At 61.9% G+C, this 19,755-nt stretch carries 17 protein-coding genes; 2 read left to right on the top strand and 15 right to left on the bottom strand.

The window, feature by feature from the left end; genetic code table 11:
• Window positions 1-47 precede the first annotated feature (47 nt).
• From atpD to DFR48_RS09390, 7 genes are all read right to left on the bottom strand, one after another.
• Window positions 48-1,511, bottom strand: coding sequence for a F0F1 ATP synthase subunit beta (atpD, locus tag DFR48_RS09420; RefSeq protein ID WP_114362895.1), 1,464 nt, complete (start codon window positions 1,509-1,511; stop codon window positions 48-50).
• A gap of 24 nt (window positions 1,512-1,535) precedes the next feature.
• On the bottom strand, window positions 1,536-2,414 hold the full coding sequence (locus tag DFR48_RS09415) for a F0F1 ATP synthase subunit gamma (RefSeq protein ID WP_114362894.1): 879 nt from the start codon (window positions 2,412-2,414) through the stop codon (window positions 1,536-1,538).
• 29 nt (window positions 2,415-2,443) lie between these two features.
• A complete protein-coding gene (atpA, locus tag DFR48_RS09410) occupies window positions 2,444-3,973 on the bottom strand; it encodes a F0F1 ATP synthase subunit alpha (RefSeq protein ID WP_114362893.1) in 1,530 nt (509 codons plus the stop codon).
• Window positions 3,973-4,539 (bottom strand): F0F1 ATP synthase subunit delta, encoded by a 567-nt coding sequence (locus DFR48_RS09405; protein WP_112686735.1) that lies wholly within the window; start codon window positions 4,537-4,539, stop codon window positions 3,973-3,975. The genes atpA and DFR48_RS09405 overlap by 1 nt, the downstream gene beginning before the upstream one ends.
• A gap of 259 nt (window positions 4,540-4,798) precedes the next feature.
• Window positions 4,799-5,182 carry an AGROH133_08824 family phage infection protein gene (locus DFR48_RS09400; protein ID WP_114362892.1) on the bottom strand — a complete coding sequence of 128 codons (384 nt, stop codon included), beginning with the start codon at window positions 5,180-5,182 and terminating at the stop codon, window positions 4,799-4,801.
• Window positions 5,183-5,293: 111 nt separating this feature from the next.
• Entirely contained in the window at window positions 5,294-7,495 is a 2,202-nt protein-coding gene (locus DFR48_RS09395) for a primosomal protein N' (RefSeq protein ID WP_114362891.1), read from the bottom strand.
• A gap of 74 nt (window positions 7,496-7,569) precedes the next feature.
• A complete protein-coding gene (locus tag DFR48_RS09390; RefSeq protein WP_114362890.1) occupies window positions 7,570-8,469 on the bottom strand; it encodes a GNAT family N-acetyltransferase in 900 nt (299 codons plus the stop codon).
• Window positions 8,470-8,642: 173 nt separating this feature from the next.
• On the opposite strand from DFR48_RS09390, the gene DFR48_RS09385 reads away from it, so the two are divergent.
• Together DFR48_RS09385 and DFR48_RS09380 are read left to right on the top strand one after the other, a co-directional pair.
• Entirely contained in the window at window positions 8,643-9,542 is a 900-nt protein-coding gene (locus tag DFR48_RS09385) for a tyrosine recombinase XerC (protein ID WP_114363009.1), read from the top strand.
• 82 nt (window positions 9,543-9,624) lie between these two features.
• Window positions 9,625-10,719 carry a TraB/GumN family protein gene (locus tag DFR48_RS09380; protein WP_114362889.1) on the top strand — a complete coding sequence of 365 codons (1,095 nt, stop codon included), beginning with the start codon at window positions 9,625-9,627 and terminating at the stop codon, window positions 10,717-10,719.
• On the opposite strand, the gene DFR48_RS09375 is transcribed toward DFR48_RS09380, so the two are convergent.
• From DFR48_RS09375 to DFR48_RS09340, 8 genes are all read right to left on the bottom strand, one after another.
• Window positions 10,709-11,200, bottom strand: a complete 492-nt coding sequence (locus DFR48_RS09375; protein WP_114362888.1) for a DUF2867 domain-containing protein — start codon at window positions 11,198-11,200, stop codon at window positions 10,709-10,711. The genes DFR48_RS09380 and DFR48_RS09375 overlap by 11 nt on opposite strands.
• A 44-nt stretch (window positions 11,201-11,244) precedes the next feature.
• Window positions 11,245-11,745 carry a cytochrome b gene (locus DFR48_RS09370; protein ID WP_114362887.1) on the bottom strand — a complete coding sequence of 167 codons (501 nt, stop codon included), beginning with the start codon at window positions 11,743-11,745 and terminating at the stop codon, window positions 11,245-11,247.
• Window positions 11,746-11,859: 114 nt separating this feature from the next.
• Window positions 11,860-13,266, bottom strand: a complete 1,407-nt coding sequence (lpdA, locus tag DFR48_RS09365; RefSeq protein WP_114362886.1) for a dihydrolipoyl dehydrogenase — start codon at window positions 13,264-13,266, stop codon at window positions 11,860-11,862.
• A 24-nt stretch (window positions 13,267-13,290) separates the two neighbouring features.
• Window positions 13,291-14,043 carry an SDR family oxidoreductase gene (locus DFR48_RS09360; RefSeq protein WP_114362885.1) on the bottom strand — a complete coding sequence of 251 codons (753 nt, stop codon included), beginning with the start codon at window positions 14,041-14,043 and terminating at the stop codon, window positions 13,291-13,293.
• On the bottom strand, window positions 14,040-14,534 hold the full coding sequence (locus DFR48_RS09355) for a hypothetical protein (protein WP_114362884.1): 495 nt from the start codon (window positions 14,532-14,534) through the stop codon (window positions 14,040-14,042). The genes DFR48_RS09360 and DFR48_RS09355 overlap by 4 nt, the downstream gene beginning before the upstream one ends.
• A gap of 1 nt (window position 14,535) precedes the next feature.
• Window positions 14,536-15,177 (bottom strand): LysE family transporter, encoded by a 642-nt coding sequence (locus DFR48_RS09350; RefSeq protein WP_114363008.1) that lies wholly within the window; start codon window positions 15,175-15,177, stop codon window positions 14,536-14,538.
• A 210-nt stretch (window positions 15,178-15,387) separates the two neighbouring features.
• Window positions 15,388-16,602, bottom strand: a complete 1,215-nt coding sequence (gene odhB / locus DFR48_RS09345; protein ID WP_114362883.1) for a 2-oxoglutarate dehydrogenase complex dihydrolipoyllysine-residue succinyltransferase — start codon at window positions 16,600-16,602, stop codon at window positions 15,388-15,390.
• Window positions 16,603-16,664: 62 nt separating this feature from the next.
• The gene (locus DFR48_RS09340) at window positions 16,665-19,649 is read right to left on the bottom strand and encodes a 2-oxoglutarate dehydrogenase E1 component (protein ID WP_114362882.1); all 2,985 of its coding nucleotides are present in this window, start codon (window positions 19,647-19,649) and stop codon (window positions 16,665-16,667) included.
• Window positions 19,650-19,755 lie beyond the last annotated feature (106 nt).

The following is a 19,755-nucleotide window of genomic DNA, read 5'->3' as shown; positions in this document are numbered from 1 at the left end:
GAATGGAGGAGCAGAGGCGCGCGTCAGAACGCGCGCCCGTTGCATGATCAGGCAGCTTCGGCCGCCAGCTTCTTCGCCTTCTCGATGGCTTCCTCGATCGAGCCAACCATGTAGAAGGCTGCTTCCGGCAGGTGGTCGTACTCGCCGTTGACCAGGCCCTTGAAGCCCTTGATCGTGTCTTCGAGAGCAACCAGCTTGCCCGGCGAACCGGTGAAGACTTCAGCGACGAAGAACGGCTGGGACAGGAAGCGCTCGATCTTGCGGGCGCGGGCAACCGCGATGCGGTCGTCTTCCGACAGTTCATCCATGCCGAGAATGGCGATGATGTCCTGGAGAGCCTTGTAGCGCTGCAGGGTCGACTGAACCTTACGAGCGACCTCGTAGTGCTCTTCGCCGACGACCAGCGGGTCGAGCATGCGCGAGGTGGAGTCAAGCGGGTCGACGGCCGGGTAGATGCCCTTTTCGGCGATCGAACGCGACAGAACGGTCGTTGCGTCCAGGTGGGCGAACGAGGTTGCCGGCGCCGGGTCGGTCAAGTCGTCGGCGGGAACGTAAATGGCCTGAACCGAGGTGATCGAACCCTTGGTCGTGGTGGTGATGCGTTCCTGCATTGCACCCATGTCGGTGGCGAGCGTCGGCTGATAACCAACGGCCGACGGGATACGGCCGAGAAGTGCGGACACTTCCGAACCAGCCTGGGTGAAACGGAAGATGTTGTCGACGAAGAACAGAACGTCCTGACCCTTGTCGCGGAAATCTTCAGCGATCGTCAGACCGGTCAGAGCGACGCGAGCGCGGGCGCCCGGCGGTTCGTTCATCTGGCCGTAAACGAGGGCGGCCTTGGAGCCTTCGCCACCGCCGTGCTTGTTGACGCCCGACTCGATCATTTCGTGATAGAGGTCGTTGCCTTCGCGGGTACGTTCGCCAACGCCGGCGAATACCGAGTAACCGCCGTGCGCCTTGGCGACGTTGTTGATCAGTTCCATGATGAGAACCGTCTTGCCGACGCCGGCGCCGCCGAACAGGCCGATCTTGCCGCCCTTGGCGTAAGGAGCGAGAAGGTCGACGACCTTGATGCCGGTGACGAGGATCTGGGCTTCCGTCGACTGCTCGATGTAGGCCGGAGCTTCCTGGTGGATGGCGCGCTTGCCGGAGGTGACCAACGGGCCGGCTTCATCGACGGGCTCGCCGATGACGTTCATGATGCGGCCGAGCGTCTCGGGACCGACCGGAACGGTGATCGGAGCGCCGGTATCGATAACCGGCTGGCCGCGAACCAGACCTTCGGTCGAGTCCATCGCGATCGTGCGAACCTGGTTTTCGCCGAGGTGCTGAGCAACTTCGAGAACGAGGCGATTGCCGCCGTTGTCGGTCTCCAGCGCGTTCAGGATCGCAGGCAGCTCGCCGTCGAACGCAACGTCAACAACAGCACCGATGACCTGGGTAACCCGGCCTGCGGAGCCGGTTGCGGCCTTCGCCGCGGTAGATTTCGGGGTAGCTGCCTTAGCCATGTTTCTTACCCTCTTTCCTTAACCTCAGAGCGCTTCCGCGCCCGAAATGATTTCAATGAGTTCCTTGGTGATCTGGGCTTGGCGCTGTCGGTTGTACGAAAGCGTCAGCTTGTTGATCATCTCGCCGGCATTGCGCGTCGCATTGTCCATTGCGCTCATCTTGGCGCCCATTTCACCGGCGACGTTTTCGAGCAGAGCCCGGAAGACCTGCACCGAGATGTTGCGCGGAATGAGATCGCTGAGGATCGCACCGGCATCGGGCTCATATTCATAGACGGCGGACGCACCCGTTGCGGCGACCGCTTCCGGAACAGCAGCCGGGATCAGCTGCTGTGCGGTCGGAACCTGGCTGATAACGGACTTGAATTCCGAATAGAACAAGGTCGCAACGTCGAACTCGCCCTTGTCGAACATCGAGATGACCTTGCGGCCAATCGTGTCGGCATTTTCAAAGCTAATGCGCTTGACTTCGCGAAGGTCCGTGCGCTCGACGATGCTGGCGGCAAACTCGCGACGCAGACTGTCGTAGCCCTTCTTGCCGACGCAGAAGATCTTGACGGTCTTGCCGGCGGCGAGAAGCCTGCGCGCATGGTCGCGGGCAAAGCGGGCGATCTGCGAATTGAAACCGCCGCAAAGGCCGCGCTCGGCGGTGCAGACGATGAGCAGATGCACATCGTCCTTGCCGGTCCCGGTCATCAGCCGCGGTGCGCTGTCATCGCTGCCGACCGCCTGGGCGATATTGGCAAGGACGGCACCCATGCGCTGCGAATAGGGACGAGCGGCCTCGGCCGCCTCCTGCGCACGACGCAGCTTCGCCGCGGCGACCATCTTCATCGCCTTGGTGATTTTCTGCGTCGCCTTGACGGAGGCGATCCGGTTTTTCAGATCCTTAAGTGAAGGCATCCGTTATCCGTCCTTGGCTTGAGCCCCGATTACGAGAACGACTTGGCGAACGAATCCAGAGCAGCCTTGAGCTTGCCCTTGGTGTCGTCGCTGATCGCTTTCTCCGTACGGATGGCGTCGAGAATGGCCTTGCCTTCCGAGCGAAGGTAGGAGAGGAGGCCCTGCTCGAACTTGCCGACCTGGCTGACGCCGATCTTGTCGAGGTAACCGTTGACGCCAGCGAAGATCACGGCCACCTGTTCTTCCGTCTTCAGCGGCGAGAACTGCGGCTGCTTCAGAAGTTCGGTCAGGCGCGCACCACGGTTCAGCAGGCGCTGCGTCGCAGCATCCAGGTCCGAACCAAACTGGGCGAAGGCGGCCATTTCACGATACTGGGCGAGCTCGCCCTTGATCGAGCCGGCAACCTGCTTCATCGCCTTGATCTGCGCCGAAGAACCGACGCGAGAAACCGAGAGGCCGACGTTAACGGCCGGACGGATGCCCTGGTAGAACAGGTCGGTTTCAAGGAAGATCTGGCCGTCGGTGATCGAGATCACGTTGGTCGGGATGAAGGCCGAAACGTCATTGCCCTGCGTTTCGATGACCGGCAGAGCGGTCAGCGAGCCGGCGCCACGCTCGTCGGAGAGCTTTGCGGCGCGCTCCAGCAGACGGGAGTGCAGGTAGAAAACGTCGCCCGGATAAGCTTCGCGGCCCGGCGGACGGCGCAACAGCAGCGACATCTGACGATAGGCAACGGCCTGCTTCGACAGGTCGTCGTAGCCGATCAGGGCGTGCTGGCCGTTGTCACGGAAGTATTCGCCCATCGCGCAACCCGCGAACGGAGCGAGATACTGCATCGGAGCCGGGTCGGACGCGGTCGCAGCAACGATGATCGAATACTTCAGCGCGCCACGCTCTTCCAGAACCTTCACGAACTGGGCAACGGTCGAGCGCTTCTGGCCGATGGCCACATAGACGCAGAACAGCTTGTCGCCGTCCGGGCCATTGTCGTGAATGGCCTTCTGGTTGAGGATCGTATCGAGAATGATGGCGGTCTTGCCGGTCTGACGGTCGCCGATGACGAGCTCGCGCTGGCCACGACCGACCGGGATCAGGGCGTCGATGGCCTTGAGGCCCGTCGACATCGGTTCATGAACCGACTTGCGCGGAATGATGCCCGGAGCCTTGACGTCGACGCGGGCGCGACGGGTCGCGTTGATCGGACCCTTGCCGTCGATCGGATTGCCGAGGGCGTCTACGACGCGGCCGAGCAGTTCCGGACCGACCGGAACGTCGACGATGGCACCGGTACGCTTGACGGTATCGCCTTCCTTGATGTCGCGGTCGTTACCGAAGATAACGACGCCGACGTTGTCGGCTTCGAGGTTGAGCGCCATGCCGCGGATGCCGCCCGGGAATTCGACCATTTCGCCGGCCTGGACGTTGTCGAGGCCGTAGACGCGGGCGATACCGTCACCGACGGAAAGCACCTGGCCGACTTCCGAGACCTCAGCCTCTTTGCCGAAATTTTTGATTTGATCTTTAAGAATTGCGGAAATTTCCGCGGCGCGGATATCCATCAGCCAACCTCTTTCAGTGCAAGCTTAAGGGTGGAAAGTTTGGTGCGAAGAGACGTGTCGATCTGGCGGGAGCCGACCTTGACGATCAGGCCGCCGAGAATGGAAGGATCCACGGTTACGGAGACCGCCACATCCTTTCCGGTCACGCCCTTCAGCGCCGCCTTCAGTTCATTTTCCTGTCCGCCGCTCAGCGCGTGGGCAGAGGTAACCTCCGCCGTGATCTCGCCACGGTGACGAGCAGCGATACGGCGGAACGCCGTGATCATTCCAGCAATGGCAAAAAGACGACGATTGCCGGCGACGACCTTGAGGAAGTTGCCGACCAGACCACCGATGCCTGCCTTCTCGCAAAGCGCCGCGACGGCCTTGACCTGATCCTCTGCAGAGAAGACCGGGCTCTGAACGAGGCGCTTCAGATCAGCGCTGGCATCGATCATCGCCTGGAAACGATCAAGATCGGCACTCACGGCATCGACGGCGCCGGCTTCGAGCGCAAGCTCGAAAAGCGAGGAAGCATAGCGCTCCGCCACACCTGAGATAAGCTGGGATGTGTCTGCCACGGGCAAAAATTCCCTGATTTTGACCCAACACCGCCGCCACTTCCGCATGGAAGCGCTACAGTTTTGAAATCGTTACGTTTTCCCCAGAAACACAAGCCAGAGAGACTTGCTTTCTCCGAATTTCGCGGTCCGTCTAGCATACGAAGTCTAGACTCGCAACACGCGTATTGCCCGATTACGCCTTTAGCACAAGCCCAAAGCGGCAATTTTGTATCCGGCCACGCCGAATTGGACAAAGACCTCGGTCAAGCTGGCCTGATAGAGCTTAAGTCAGTCCGAAGACATAGGCTATCGGCAGTGAGGCAAGCACTGCAGCAACAACCAAAAGTAGAATTCCGCGCAGAGAACTGCCGCCGTCCGACATGACCGAGAGTACCCGTCCGAAGACGGACATCGCAAGCGCAGCGCCGAAGGCGAGATAGACCATCGGCTGAGCAAGCAGCAATGCACCGGCCGCGAAGCCGAACAGCATGCCACCATGGGAACGAGCAGCTGCGAAACCTTCCGCCATTCCTTCACGCGGTTGGAGCCCGCAAAACCTGAGCGTCAGGCCCGGGGCGAACATTACGACAAGACCGATCAATGCCGTGATGACCGCCGATACGAAGGCCAGTTGCTCGCCAAATTCCGTCGGAAAATAGAATTCCATGTTGCCCCTCTCATGCGCCGGCCGGCCTTCGTCTCGCCGGAGTTCGTCGGCTTTCCGCTTCTCTCCCTAGTGGAATCGCGGGCCACTTTCCAGAGTGCCTGCGCGACCGGCTCAGAGAAAGCTCTGCGGATCGACGTCCACCTGCACATGGACGGAGCGCCTCTCTTTCGGTCCACGTTCGAGCATGGTGCGAACAAAGGCCTGCATGTCGCTGCTGCGCCGACCGTGGACCAGCAGTCGGAAGCGGTGCCGGCCGCGGATCAGGGCGAGAGGCGCCTCGGCAGGTCCCAGGATCGCGATCCCGTCCATAGCGGGTGCCGAATTCCGCAGTTGCCGCGCATGCGCTTCCGCCTCCCCGCGCGTATCGGCGGAGACGATGATCGAAACGAGCCGACCAAAAGGCGGAAGCCCCGCCCGCTCCCGTTCGGCAATCTCGCGCTCGTAGAACGCCGCCGCGTCACCCGAAACGAGCGCCTGCATCACCGGATGCTGAGGCTGGAACGTCTGGATGAGACCATGACTCTTGCGTCCCGTGCGTCCGGCGCGACCGGTAACCTGCGAGAGCAGCTGGAACGTCCGTTCGGCCGCGCGCGGGTCACCATTCGCAAGGCCGATATCGGCATCGACAATGCCGACGAGAGTCATCAAGGGAAAGTTGTGTCCCTTCGCGACGAGCTGCGTGCCGATCACGATGTCCGCCTCGCCGTTGGCGATCGCCTCCAGTTCGAGCCGGAGGCGCTTGACGCCACCGAGATCCGAGGAAAGCACCAGTGTTCTCGCATCCGGGAAGTGCCGCTCAACCTCCTCGGCGATGCGCTCCACACCGGGGCCACAAGCCACCAGATGATCCAGCGTCCCGCATTCGGGACAGGCTTGCGGCGTCGGCTCGGCGTAACCGCACTGATGGCACTGGATCTGGCCACGGAAGCGGTGTTCCACCAGCCAGCTCGAACATTGCGGACACTGGAAGCGGTGACCGCAGACACGGCAAAGCGTCAGGGGCGCATAGCCGCGACGATTGAGGAAGAGCAGTGCTTGCTCGCCACGCTCCACGGTCTTGCCGACGGCTTTGAGCAAAACGGGGGAAAGGAAGCCGCCACGTTCCGGCGGATGTCGCCGCATGTCGATGAGATGAAGGTCCGGCAGCGCGGCACCGGCGAACCGCGTCGGCAGATGGATGCGCCTGTAGCGCCCGGCAAGGCAATTGACCTGGCTTTCCACGGAAGGCGTCGCGGACACAAGAACGACCGGAAAGTCCCCGATCCTGGCACGCACCACCGCCATGTCGCGGGCATTGTAGAAAACCCGATCCTCCTGCTTGAACGCCGGGTCGTGCTCCTCATCGACAATGATCAGGCCGAGATCTTCGAACGGAAGGAAGAGAGCCGATCGCGCACCGGCGACGACGCGGACCTCGCCGGTCGCGGCCTGCCGCCAGACCTTTTCGCGTGTGCGGGTGGCGAGATCGGAATGCCATTCCCCCGGTTTCGATCCGAAGCGGTCATGGAAACGCTCCAGGAAGTTCGCCGTGAGGGCAATTTCCGGCAGCAAGATCAATACCTGCCGGCCCTGCCGGATGGTCTCCGCAATCGCCTCGAAATAGACCTCTGTCTTGCCGGAGCCCGTAACACCATCGATCAAGGCGACCGAAAACCCGCTGCTCCGGATACCTTCGAGGATATCCGCCACCGCTTCCTTCTGCGGACCCTCGAGGCGTGCCGGCGCGTAGTCCGCGTCCGGAGTCGCGACCAGGGGCGGCGGTGGCAGGAAAACGGTTTCGAACACGCCCTGGGCGGCAAGCCCGTCGATCACGCTCGCCGACACGCCGCTCGCATGGGCAAGGCCGCTCTTCGTCCAGGACAGTCCATCACCCGCAAGGTCGAGCACCTTGCGCCGTGCAGATGTCATGCGCTCCGGTACAATGCCGGAAAAGCGCAATCCTTCAACCATCGGGTCGGGATCGAAAGCCGCGGGCGCCCGAAGCGCCATTCGGGCGACGAGTCCTGGTGGAGACAGGGTGTAGCTGGCGACCCAGTCGAGAAAGCTGCGCATGTCCGTGTCGATCGGGGGACAATCGAAGACCTTCTCGATCGGACGGAGCTTGCGCGGATCGACCTCGCCCCCCTGTGGTCCGTCCCAGACGACGCCGATTACCTGGCGGGGACCGAGCGGCACCTGCACGATGGAACCCGGTTCGACCGCCATACCCTCCGGCACCGCATAGGAATAGGGAACCGGCGCAGGCATGGGAACCAGAACCGGGACCACGCGAGCTTTCGGAGCGGCGAAGAGTTCGGGCGAATCGTCTTTCATCGGTGTGCAAATTGAACCGCGTGCGCCCGAAAAGAAACCGGAAAAGCGACACGGGCGCTACGAGTGCGTGTCGTTCACCGCAAGAACAACGCGTCCCCGTCCGCCGCAAGCCGGTGAACTGTGTGCCGTTCGAGCGCGGCGGTCACCTCGACGGCATCGCCTTCGAGCTGCTCCGGCGGGATCATCTGCCCGACGGTGAATTCGAAGCGATCACCCTTCTTGTTGAGAAGCTCATAGAAGACCGTCATGTCACGGAGCTCTGTCGACCACTTGGCGAACCAGTAGAAGAGCCCCGAATTGCGCGCCTTCATGTGAATCGGCAGTATCGGCAGGTTGTACTTGCGGGCGAGACCGACGGCCGAGGTCTTCCACGGGCGTTCGTTGAGGCGACCGTTCGCCCAATAGGCGATGCGCCCGGAGGGAAAAAGGATCGTCGCCTTCTGCTCGGCCACGGCACGGTTGGTGAGTTGCAGCGTTTCTCGCGCCTTGAGCTTGCTCTTGTATTCCTCCCGCCATTCAACGGGGATCACCATCTCGGCCAACCGCGGGTTCACGCGCACGGCGTCGCGGTTGGCGAAGAACATCATGTCCGGCCGCCGCTCCTTCAGAAGGTCGAAGACGGCCACCCCGTCGGCGATACCCGTCGGGTGGTTGCTGACCATGATGAAGCCGCCCGAGGAAGGAATGCGGTCGAGATTGCGCACCTGAATGTCGAGCCGCAGCACGTTGCTCAGATATTCGAACGCCTGAAAGCCGGGCATGTTGGCAACATCGTCAGCGAATTCGATCGCCTTGGCATAGCGCAGCAGCGTATAGAGGAATGGCCGCATCACCGGCCAGAGCGGGTGCTTGACGATCTTTTCGCCGCGCTCCGCGATCAGCGTATCGACGATATGTCCGGGTTGACCTTGCGATACCAGGGCGACGGCCTCTGCAAACTGTCCCAACATCGTCGTCGAATCACGGCGAGCCATGGAATACCCCGGTTCTGTCGATCAGCTTCCATCGCAGCTCAATGTGATGGAAGCATGACGAATCTACATGTTAGCTCTTCACTAACACATGCCGGGCATGTTGGTTCAGCAGGCTCTCAAAGTAAAGGTTCGTACCCTTGAACGTGCTGCTCATCATCGCCGCACCCGATCTCATGAAGGAACGCCAACAGTGGCTGGAAAGCCTCGCGGGCGAGAGACGGCTCGCCGACAACACGCTCGAAGCCTACGAACGGGATACGCGCCAGTTCCTCACCTTTCTCACCACACATCTCGGCGCTCCGCCCGGCGTGAACGATATCGCCGAGCTCAGGCCGGCGGACTTGCGCGCCTTCCTTGCCGCCCGCAGACGGGAAGGTTCAGGTGCACGTTCGCTCGGACGGCATCTTGCCGGACTTCGCTCATTTCTCCGTCACATGGAGAGGAAAGGGCTCGTCAACGCCGCGGGTGCGGGCGCCATTCGATCGCCGAAACAACCGAAGTCCCTACCGAAGCCGCTGACTGGACACCAGGCGATATCCGTGGTGCAGGCAGACTCCCAGCTGAGCGACGAGCCCTGGATCGCGGCACGCAACGCCGCCGTCCTGACCCTTCTCTACGGCTGCGGGTTGCGTATTTCCGAAGCGCTCGATTTGACACCAAAGGCCTTTGACGGCGACGACAGCACGTTGCGTGTCACCGGCAAGGGCCGCAAGACTCGAATCGTACCCCTGCTGCCGGTCGTCAGGGAGGCCGTCGAGAGCTACGTGCGGCTTTGCCCCAACCATCTGGAGGCGGACGGTGCGCTGTTCCGTGGTGCCCGGGGCGGCAAGTTACAGCCGGCGATCATCCAGCGGGAGATGCAGCGCCTGCGCTCCGCGCTCGGACTACCCGACTCCGCCACACCCCACGCACTCCGCCACTCCTTTGCCACCCACCTCTTGAGCGGCGGCGGCGATCTGCGCACGATCCAGGAGCTGCTGGGACATGCGAGCCTCTCGACCACGCAGGTCTACACCGCAGTCGACGCGGCGAGGCTCCTCGACGTCTACGAGAAGGCACATCCTCGCGCCTGACTTCCCGCGTTAACCAATCGCATTAAAGAAACGTGAGGAGCGGCGAGCGTAGTCTCGCCGGGATCGCAACCGGAGCGCTTCGATGTTCGCCAGCCTCTTCAACCGAAACGGATCGCATCATTCCCTCGCACGTATGGGCGATCTGGTCCTCTGGTTCTTGGCCGCGCTCCATGTGGCGCTCGCCTTGTCGCTCCTCCTTGTCCTGACCTCCCTCTCCCCCGCTCGCGCGGAAAGCGATAGCGAGTGCCCGGGTATCGATCTTCTTTCGGACTTGAAGCAGAAGGATTCCGACGCCTACGAGGCAATTCTCCGGGAGGCGGCAAAGACCCCGAACGGCAAGGGCATTTTCTGGAAAATAGAAAAGAATGGCCTCGCACCGTCCTACCTGCTCGGCACCATGCACGTGACCGATCCGCGCGTCCTCAAGATGCCGAAAGGGGCACCGGAGGCTCTCGCCGTCTCATCGACGATCGTCGTCGAGTCCGACGAGATCCTCGACGACAAGAAGGCGGCCGCGGCAATTCTGCTCCGGCCTGATCTCACGATGTTCACCGATGGCACGTCGATTACCGACCACCTCTCGGCCGAAGATGCGACCCGTCTGGAGGCAGGACTGCAGCAGCGCGGAATCCCGCTCGCGACAGTCCTGCGCATGAAGCCTTGGATCATCTCGAGCTTCGTCGCGCTGCCCAGATGCGAGGTCGCACGCAAGGCGAAAGGCGCTTCCTTCCTCGACAAGCAAATTGCCGAGGAGGCGGTAAAGGCCAGCAAGCCGGTGGTGGGCCTCGAGACCTTTGCCGAGCAATTGGAGGCAGTGTCTTCTCTGCCCGTCGACTTTCATCTCCAGGCTTTGATCGAAACTGTAGCCCTAGGCGACCGGATGAACGACGTCGTCGAGACGATGGTCAGGCTCTACACGACAGGCGAGATCGGCATGACCATGCCGATGCTGCAGAAGGTCGCGCCGGGCAAGACGGGTGACAATGACAGCGGTTACGCAGCTTTCGAACGTCGAATCGTTCTCGACCGCAACAAGACAATGGCTGAGCGGGCGATGCCGCTCCTCGCAAAGGGTGGCGTCTTCATTGCAGTCGGAGCCCTGCACCTTCCGGGCAACGAAGGTCTGGTCGAGCTGCTACGCAAACAGGGGTATAGCGTAACGGCGGTCAACGGCTGACGACCACCGGACCCGCAAGACGGCCAAGCGTGGTTCTCACGATCAGCCTGTGAAAAGGCGTAACCGCAAGAATGTAGAGCCGGCCGAAAGTATTGTGCCTCTTGACCAGCGTCGTGACGGAGACCTTGCTGCCGACAGTCCCAGCAGAAGCCACTTCAATCACGATGCGGAAATCCAGATGCCTGTCGTCGAAGCCCAGGACGACCTGATCGTCTCGCTCGCTGACGATCGCAAAGGCGCCGACAGAACCCGCCTCCCCAGACTTCGAATCCGCAGCCTTTAGGCCAAACGGCGCGACAACGCGATTGCGAATGTCGAGCAGACGGCGCGCCCAGACAGGCGATTGGCCAAGCGCCAAGTGGGCTGCACGAATCGCCGGCATCGCCCGTTCCGGAGTGATCACCGCATATCGATCGGCCCAGTCTGCCTCTATCAAGGCGAGATGCGGAAGCGCCGGGCTCTCAGGAAAAACATCGAGCATGGCGCTTCCTGTTCTTGTCTTATGTCACAGCTGAAAGCCGTAGTTCAGCCTTTGATCATCCGTTGCGCCACGGGCGTCTTCCAGACGAACTGGTGGACGAGAACCGCACCAACGTGGAGGACGATCAGCACCCACATCAACAGTTTCAACGGCCCCGCGTGGAGAAATCCGGCGGTCTCGATGTCGAAGTAGTAAGCGGCAATGCCGGCGATCGGCATCACGAAGAATAGCAGATAGAAGGTCGCGTGGGTGACTTTCGAGGCCATCTGCGCCAGCGGTGTCTCATCGGCGGGGGCCGCCGGCACGCCCTGCGTGAAGCGCAGGATCAGCCGGATGACGGCAAGACAGAGCACTACAATACCGACATAGGCGTGAATGTTGGCGGACGCAATCATGTCAGGTGTCACCGCCTGACCTTCTTCCGCGGCCTCCGTGAGCTCCTCCATGCCTTCGGTGAACAGGAGGTTGAACAGGATCAAGGCGGCCATGATCCAGTGGATCAGCCGCTGGGATAGGGAGTAGGAGATTACGGGGGAGGATGTCATCTTCTTGCCTTTTATCAAAAAGTTTCAGGGCGATTACGGCCGGATGATAGAAGCCGCGGCCCGTTTGGCAAGCCGCGGCTTCTATCATTAAGAAGATTTAGTCCGGCATGCGTATCACATGTGGATCGGCTTGAAGAAGGTCGCGAGCGCTGCCTCCTTAACCGCTTCCGACATCGTCGGATGCGCGTGGCAGGTCCGGCCGAGATCCTCCGACGAGCCGCCGAACTCCATCAGAACAGCCGCCTCGTGGATCATCTCGCCCGCGCCGAAGCCCACGATGTGGACGCCGAGTACTCGGTCGGTTTGCTTGTCCGCGAGAACCTTGACGAAGCCGTCGGTGGCAAGCATCGCACGCGCACGGCCGTTGGCGCTGAACGGGAACTTGCCGACCTTGTAGGCGACACCGGCGGCCTTCAACTCCTCCTCGGTCTTGCCGACGGAGGCGACTTCCGGCTGCGTGTAGACGACGCCGGGGATGACGTCATAGTTCACGTGGCCGTGCTGGCCGGCAAGGATTTCCGCCAGCGCCACACCCTCGTCCTCGGCCTTATGGGCGAGCATCGGACCACGGACGACGTCGCCGATCGCATAGATACCCGCGACGTTGGTGCGGAAGTGACTGTCGATCTCCACACGTCCGCGATTGTCGAGCGCAATGCCGGTCTCTTCCAACCCAAGACCCGCCGTGTAGGGCTTGCGACCGGTGGCGACCAGCACAATGTCGGCTTCGAGCGTCTGAGCCTCGCCGCCCTTGACGGGCTCGAAGGTGACCTTTGCGCCCTTGTCCGTCTTCTCGACGCCCGTGACCTTGGCGCCGAGATTGAACTCCATGCCCTGCTTGGCAAGCATGCGCTGGAACTGCTTCGACACTTCGCCGTCCATACCGCCGAGGATGTTGTCGAGATACTCGACCACGGTAACCTTGGCGCCGAGACGCGACCAGACTGAACCGAGTTCGAGCCCGATCACGCCGCCACCGACGACGATCATCTTGGCGGGCACCTTGTCGAGGGCGATGCCACCCGTGGAGGAAACGATCACCTTCTCATCGATGTCGACCTGAACACCCGGAATGCCGGCGACCTCGGATCCGGTCGCAATGATGATGTTCTTGGCCTCGAGAACCTGCGTCTCGCCCTTGTCATTGGTGACTTCGACCTTGCCGGCCGCGAGAATCTTGCCCATACCCTGGATACCGTCGACCTTGTTCTTCTTGAAGAGGAACGAGACGCCCTCGACATTCGACTTCACGGTCGCATCCTTGTGAGCCATCATCTTTGCGAGGTTGAGCTTGGGAGCTGCAAGCTCGACGCCGAGCGCGTCCATGCCATGAGCGGCGTGGTGATACATTTCCGACGCGTGCAGAAGCGCCTTCGACGGGATGCAGCCGACGTTGAGGCAGGTGCCGCCGTAGGTCGCGCGCTTCTCGACGACGGCGACCTTCAGCCCCAGCTGTGCCGCCTTGACCGCGCACACGTAACCGCCGGGGCCGGATCCGATAATGATGACATCATAAGACATGACTGCTTCCTTCGTATTCGGCGACTATCGTCCGCCGCTGACATTCAAGATGGAGCCAGTCACATAAGATGCCTGGCTGGAGAGGAGATAAAGGATCGCATCGGCGACCTCGTCCGGTTTGCCGGGACGCTGCATGGGAATCGTCGAAGCAAGTGCACTTGCCCGATCCGGAATGCCCCCGGATGCATGGATATCGGTGTCGATGATGCCCGGCCGGACGGCGTTGACGCGTATACCTTCGTCGGCCACTTCGCGAGCGAGGCCGACGGTGAAGGTGTCGATGGCACCTTTCGATGCGGCATAATCGACATACTGACCCGCACTACCGAGAACCGCCGCCATCGACGAGACGTTGACGATGGCACCGCCTCGTCCGCCATTGTTCGTGGACATGCGCTTCACCGCCTCGGCGGCGCAACGAATCTTGCCGATCACGTTGATGGCGAACATGCGCTCGAGCCTCTCACGGCTGAAGTACTCGACGCGGGCGGACACGTCGACGATACCGGCATTGTTGACCAGTCCGTCGAGGCGGCCAAAGCGTGCATCAAGTCTCGCGTAAATCGCTGCAATGCCGTCTTCAGTGCCGGTATCGCCCTGGACGACATCGGCAACGCCGCCAGCGGCCGCAATCTCGGCAGCAAGTGCCGTCGCGACGCCCTCCTGCGAGACGTAGTTGATCAACACCTGCCAGCCGAACCCGGCGGCCTTGCGGGCGACCGCCGCTCCGATGCCGCGGCTCGCACCCGTGATCAGAAGAACCGGTCCGTCACTCATTGGTCGCATCCTTCCAGGGAGAAAACATCCCATGGCGTCGTGTCGGTAGACTTGCCCGCGGATGACGCCATCCATGCCGGCCCGAAACCGGGCAACACGATCACCGGTGCCGCTGCCTCTCCTTCGGACGGCAGCAGGCCGATGCCGCCTTTCCGTTCGTCGCTCGCATAGATTATGCCGCGCCAGACGGTGCACGCGGCAATGTCGGCGCCCGTAACGTCTCCTTCGGGGCAGTTGTTGAGGACCATGGCAACCGGCCGTTCGATTTCGGGATCGTACATCACGTGCCCATTGAAGTGCTTGCCGCCGAGGATCAGCGCGAAGCGATGACTGAGCGGCGAATTCTCCTCGTCCGTGCGTGCAAACCGCAACTCGGCGCGCGCCTCCAGCTCGACGTAGATCGCCTTTTCGATCGGGCATTCGGCAGCCGCGAGCGACCGCACTCCCAACAGGGAGAAGGCGACGATGGCGGCAGACCTCACGCCCGGCATCTCAGCTCGCCTTTGCTGCCGCAAGCTTCAGCCCGAACGCGATGAAGACGAGGCCGGAGGCCCGATTGATCCACTTGCTCGCCCGGGAAAATGCCGCGCGCATCCGCGGTGTGGTCATGAAGAAGGAGACGCCGACGAACCAGGCGATCAGGCAGGCCGCCATGACAAAGCCGTAGCCGAGCTTCACCAGCCCCGGCGTCTCGTGGCTGACGACCGCCGAGAAGATCGAAAGAAAGAAGAAGACGGCCTTTGGATTGAGCGCATTCGCCATGAAGCCGAGGCCGAACGCCTTGATCCCCGACTGTCGCCTTTCTGCGTCCGCCTCGGTCGCCTCCGCTGGGCCGACACTCGCCTCGCCGGCGCGCAGGGCCTGTACGCCGATATAGACGAGATAGGCGACACCACACCACTTGATGACGTTGAAGAGCAGAATGGACTTGGAAATGATCAGACCGAGGCCGAGGATCGTATAAGTGACGTGGAACATCAGCGATACGCCAATGCCGAAGCTGGTGATGATTGCGGCCCGCCGGCCATGCACCAGCGACTGGCGGATGACCATGGCGAGGTCAGCACCCGGAGAAACGATAGCGAAGGAGAATATCGCCATCAGCGAGAGGAGTTCTAGAACGTAGTGCTGCATCATCGAAAGGAACTCCGCATCTGAAGACATCGCTGCGACTCTAGCAACAAGCGATCCGCTGCGACACCCCGGCAGAAGGCCGTTGCGCGCTCCGACGAGCCCGCTGCAACACAAGACCGTGAAATTGAGCGCCGCCCTGTCGACTGAATGGCAGGTTGGCACGCCCTCCCACGGAGACATCGGGGCGCCAGAGGCGCCCCGTCGCTGTCCTTAAAGATCGAGAACGAGACGCTCCGGATCTTCGAGGCTCTCCTTGACGCGGACGAGGAAGGTCACGGCTTCCTTGCCGTCGACGATGCGGTGGTCATAGGAAAGCGCCAGATACATCATCGGGCGGATGACGACCTGACCGCCGATGGCGACCGGACGTTCCTGGATCTTGTGCATGCCGAGGATACCCGACTGTGGCGCATTCAGGATCGGCGACGACATCAGCGAACCGTAGACACCGCCGTTCGAGATGGTGAACGTACCACCCTGCATGTCGGCCATCGAGAGCGCGCCGTCGCGCGCGGCCTTGCCGAGGCGACCGATTTCCTTCTCGATCTCAGCGATCGACATCTGGTCCGCATCGCGTACAACCGGAACGACGAGGCCCTTGTCGGTGCCGACGGCGACGCCGACATGGCAGTAGTTCTTGTAGATGATGTCGGTGCCGTCGATTTCGGCGTTGACCGCCGGCAGTTCCTTGAGCGCATGCGTGACGGCCTTGGTGAAGAAGCCCATGAAGCCGAGCTTCACGCCATGCTTCTTCTCGAAGATGTCCTTGTAGCGGTTGCGCAGGTCCATGACCGCCTTCATGTCCACCTCGTTGTAGGTGGTAAGCATTGCGGCGGTATTCTGCGCGTCCTTCAGGCGCTTGGCGATCGTCTGGCGCAGGCGGGTCATCTTCACGCGCTCTTCACGAGAAGCATCGTCGACCGAAGAAGCCGGGCGTGGAGCAGCCGGTGCGGCAGCCGGAGCCGGGGCCGCGGGGCCCTTGGCGATTGCGGCGAGAACGTCGCCCTTCAGCACCTGGCCGCGCTTGCCGGAGCCTTCGACGTCCGAGGTCGAGATGTTGTTGTCGGCAGCGAGCTTGGCAGCGGCCGGGGCAGCCGGCATGGCCGAGGGAGCAGCCGGAGCAGCGGCGGCAGCAGGGGCCGGAGCCGCGGCAGGTGCGGGAGCAGCAGCGCCTGCAGAGCCGGCGGCGCCTTCGGCGATCTGCCCGAGGAGCGCGCCGAGACCAACGGTCTCGCCGTTCGCTGCAACGATCTCGGTAAGGACGCCCGAGGCCGGAGCCGGGACTTCGACGGTCACCTTGTCGGTTTCGAGTTCGACGAGAGGCTCGTCGGCCTTCACGGTATCGCCAACCTTCTTGAACCAGGTGCCGACCGTGGCTTCACTGACGGATTCGCCCAGGGTGGGGACTCGGATTTCTGTGGCCATGATTTAATTCCGTTGATCAGTTATCGGTTTCTGTCGAATGGGTCGGTTGTGCGAGGGGAGCGTCAGCCCCCCAACGCATCCTCGAGGAATGCTTCGAGCTGTGCCAGATGCTTCGACATCAGGCCCGTCGCCGGCGACGCCGCCGCAGGGCGCCCGGTGTAGCGGACACGCTGGTACTTGGCATCGATGTGGGCAAGTACCCATTCGAGATACGGATCGATGAACGACCACGCACCCATGTTCTTCGGCTCTTCCTGGCACCAGACCATCTCTGCATTCCGGAACCGCGACAGCTCATTGATGAGCGCCTTGGCCGGGAACGGATAGAGCTGCTCAATGCGCAGGAGGTAGATGTCGTCGATGCCACGCTTTTCGCGCTCCTCGAGCAGGTCGTAGTAGACCTTGCCCGTGCACATGACGACGCGGCGGATCTTGTTGTCTTTCTGCAGCTTGATCGGGCCGTCCTTCACGACTTCGGCATCGTCCCACAGCAGACGGTGGAACGACGACTCGCCGGCCATTTCCGACAGCGACGAAACCGCACGCTTGTGGCGCAGCAACGACTTCGGCGTCATCAGGATGAGCGGCTTGCGGAAGTCACGCTTCATCTGCCGGCGCAGGATATGGAAGTAGTTCGCCGGGGTCGTGCAGTTGGCGACCTGCATGTTGTCTTCCGCGCAGAGCTGCAGGAAGCGTTCCAGACGGGCGGACGAATGCTCAGGCCCCTGACCTTCGTACCCGTGCGGCAGCAGGCAGACCAGACCGGACATGCGGAGCCACTTGCGTTCACCCGACGAGATGAACTGGTCGAACACGACCTGCGCACCATTGGCGAAGTCGCCGAACTGCGCTTCCCAGAGGGTCAGTGCATTCGGACGGGCAAGCGAGTAGCCGTATTCGAAGCCCAGCACCGCCTCTTCCGAAAGCATCGAGTTGATGACTTCGTAGCGCGCCTGGGTCGGCGACAGATTGGCGAGCGGAATGTAGCGTTCCTCGGTCTCCTGATCGTAGAGTACCGAATGGCGCTGCGAGAACGTGCCGCGTTCACAATCCTGGCCCGAAAGGCGGATCTTGTGCCCGTCGAGGCAGAGCGATCCGAAGGCGAGCGCTTCGGCCATCGCCCAATCGATCCCTTCGCCGGTCTCGACCATCTGCGCCCGGTTGTCCATGAAACGCTGAATGGTGCGATGCGCCTTGAAGTCTTCCGGGATCGTCGAAAGCTTGCGCCCGATCTCCTTCAGCGTCTTCATCGGCACCGAGGTCTTGCCGCGGCGCTGTTCGTCAGCATTGTCCGCGGCCCTGAGCCCCGACCAGACGCCATCCAGCCAGTCGGCCTTGTTCGGCTTGTAGGCCTGTCCCGCCTCGAACTCCTGTTCGAGATGGGCACGCCAGTCGGCCTTCATCTTCTCGAAGTCGCCTTCGGTGATCAGCCCCTCGGCGATCAGGCGCTCTGCATAGAGCTGCACGACCGTCTTGTGGCTCCGGATCGCCTTGTACATCTTCGGCTGGGTGAACGCCGGCTCATCGCCTTCGTTGTGACCGAAGCGGCGATAGCAGAACATGTCGACCACGACCGGCTTGTGGAATTTCATGCGGAACTCGGTCGCAACCTTCGCCGCGTAGACCACCGCTTCCGGATCGTCGCCGTTCACATGGAAGATCGGCGCCTCGATCATCTTGGCGACGTCGGACGGATAGGGCGACGAGCGCGAGAAGGCCGGGTTGGTGGTAAAGCCGATCTGGTTGTTGATGATGAAGTGCATGGTGCCGGCGACCCGGTGACCACGCAGGCCGGAAAGCCCGAGGATTTCCGCGACGACGCCCTGGCCGGCGAAGGCCGCATCGCCATGCAGCAGCAGCGGAAGGACCTTCGATCGTTCCTTGAGCGGGATGATGTCGCCTTCCCAGACCTTGGCGAGCTGGTCCTGCTTGGCGCGGGCCTTGCCCATGACGACCGGGTTGACGATTTCGAGATGCGACGGGTTCGCCGTCAACGAGAGGTGCACCTTGTTACCGTCGAATTCGCGGTCGGAGGAAGCGCCGAGGTGGTACTTGACGTCACCGGAGCCTTCGACTTCGTCGGGCTTGAAGGAGCCACCCTTGAACTCGTGGAACACAGCGCGATGCGGCTTGGCCATCACGTTTGTGAGGACGTTCAGGCGCCCGCGATGCGCCATGCCGAGAACGATTTCCTCAAGGCCCTCCTGACCACCACGCTTGATGATCTGTTCCAGCGCCGGGATCAGCGATTCACCACCGTCGAGACCGAAACGCTTCGTGCCCTTGTACTTGACGTCGATGAACTGCTCGAAGCCTTCCGCCTCGATGAGCTTGGACAGAATGGCCTTCTTGCCGTTTGCCGTGAACTCGACGCCCTTGTTCGGGCCTTCGATGCGCTCCTGGATCCATGCCTTCTCTTCCGGGTTGGAGATGTGCATGAACTCGACACCGAGCGTCGAGCAATAGGTGCGCTTCAGGATATCGAGCATTTCCGGGATCGTGGCGTATTCCAGACCCAGGACGTTGTCGATGAAGATCTTGCGGCTGTAGTCGGCCTCCGTGAAGCCGTACGCTGCCGGCGAAAGTTCATTGTAATCGTCGACCGGAGCAGCAAGACCGAGCGGATCGAGACTGGCATGCAGGTGGCCGCGCATGCGATAGGCACGGATCATCATGATGGCGCGGACGGAATCCCGCGTCGCCTGCACGATTTCGGCTTCACTGAGCGGGGTTCCTGCCGCGACAGCTTTCGCCTTGACCTTGGTTTCAATGGCCTTCTCGGCCAAGCCCCAGTTTCCGTCGAGTGCGGACACGAGCTCGCCGTTGGCCGAGATCGGCCAGTTCTTGCGTTGCCAGGATGCTCCGGCTGCCGCCTTCTTCACGTCTTCGGGCTTGTCGTCCAGCGCCTTGAAGAAGGACTGCCACTCAGCCGGCACGGAGGCCGGATCATCCTCGTAACGCGCATAAAGCTGCTCGATATAAGCTGCGTTCGATCCGTCGAGGAACGACGTGATCAGGAACTGCTCGTTGGCTTCTTGCCTTGCCATACTGTTCGCGGGCCTTTCACGCCCGCCTCCCACTTGTGGTGATGGCCGAAGACCGGCCCGCCGCTTTGCCACTCTCGATGCGATCCGCGTTCGCAGTGGCTGAAAT

Source organism: Ciceribacter lividus (assembly GCF_003337715.1).
GTDB classification, from domain to species: Bacteria; Pseudomonadota; Alphaproteobacteria; order Rhizobiales; family Rhizobiaceae; genus Allorhizobium; species Allorhizobium lividum.
Note: the sequence above shows the minus strand (reverse complement) of the source record. Positions and strands in the feature narration are given on the sequence as shown.

Bases quoted from the DNA above. Each gene is read 5' to 3' on its own strand.
- DFR48_RS09385 (WP_114363009.1), top strand. From the start codon at position 8,643: ATGAAGGAACGCCAACAGTGGCTGGAAAGCCTCGCGGGCGAGAGACGG.
- DFR48_RS09395 (WP_114362891.1), bottom strand. From the start codon at position 7,495: ATGAAAGACGATTCGCCCGAACTCTTCGCCGCTCCGAAAGCTCGCGTG.
- DFR48_RS09340 (WP_114362882.1), bottom strand. From the start codon at position 19,649: ATGGCAAGGCAAGAAGCCAACGAGCAGTTCCTGATCACGTCGTTCCTC.
- atpD (WP_114362895.1), bottom strand. From the start codon at position 1,511: ATGGCTAAGGCAGCTACCCCGAAATCTACCGCGGCGAAGGCCGCAACC.
- DFR48_RS09375 (WP_114362888.1), bottom strand. From the start codon at position 11,200: ATGCTCGATGTTTTTCCTGAGAGCCCGGCGCTTCCGCATCTCGCCTTG.
- lpdA (WP_114362886.1), bottom strand. From the start codon at position 13,266: ATGTCTTATGATGTCATCATTATCGGATCCGGCCCCGGCGGTTACGTG.
- DFR48_RS09350 (WP_114363008.1), bottom strand. From the start codon at position 15,177: ATGCAGCACTACGTTCTAGAACTCCTCTCGCTGATGGCGATATTCTCC.
- DFR48_RS09415 (WP_114362894.1), bottom strand. From the start codon at position 2,414: ATGCCTTCACTTAAGGATCTGAAAAACCGGATCGCCTCCGTCAAGGCG.
- odhB (WP_114362883.1), bottom strand. From the start codon at position 16,602: ATGGCCACAGAAATCCGAGTCCCCACCCTGGGCGAATCCGTCAGTGAA.
- DFR48_RS09390 (WP_114362890.1), bottom strand. From the start codon at position 8,469: ATGGCTCGCCGTGATTCGACGACGATGTTGGGACAGTTTGCAGAGGCC.
- atpA (WP_114362893.1), bottom strand. From the start codon at position 3,973: ATGGATATCCGCGCCGCGGAAATTTCCGCAATTCTTAAAGATCAAATC.
- DFR48_RS09370 (WP_114362887.1), bottom strand. From the start codon at position 11,745: ATGACATCCTCCCCCGTAATCTCCTACTCCCTATCCCAGCGGCTGATC.
- DFR48_RS09400 (WP_114362892.1), bottom strand. From the start codon at position 5,182: ATGGAATTCTATTTTCCGACGGAATTTGGCGAGCAACTGGCCTTCGTA.
- DFR48_RS09380 (WP_114362889.1), top strand. From the start codon at position 9,625: ATGTTCGCCAGCCTCTTCAACCGAAACGGATCGCATCATTCCCTCGCA.
- DFR48_RS09355 (WP_114362884.1), bottom strand. From the start codon at position 14,534: ATGCCGGGCGTGAGGTCTGCCGCCATCGTCGCCTTCTCCCTGTTGGGA.
- DFR48_RS09360 (WP_114362885.1), bottom strand. From the start codon at position 14,043: ATGAGTGACGGACCGGTTCTTCTGATCACGGGTGCGAGCCGCGGCATC.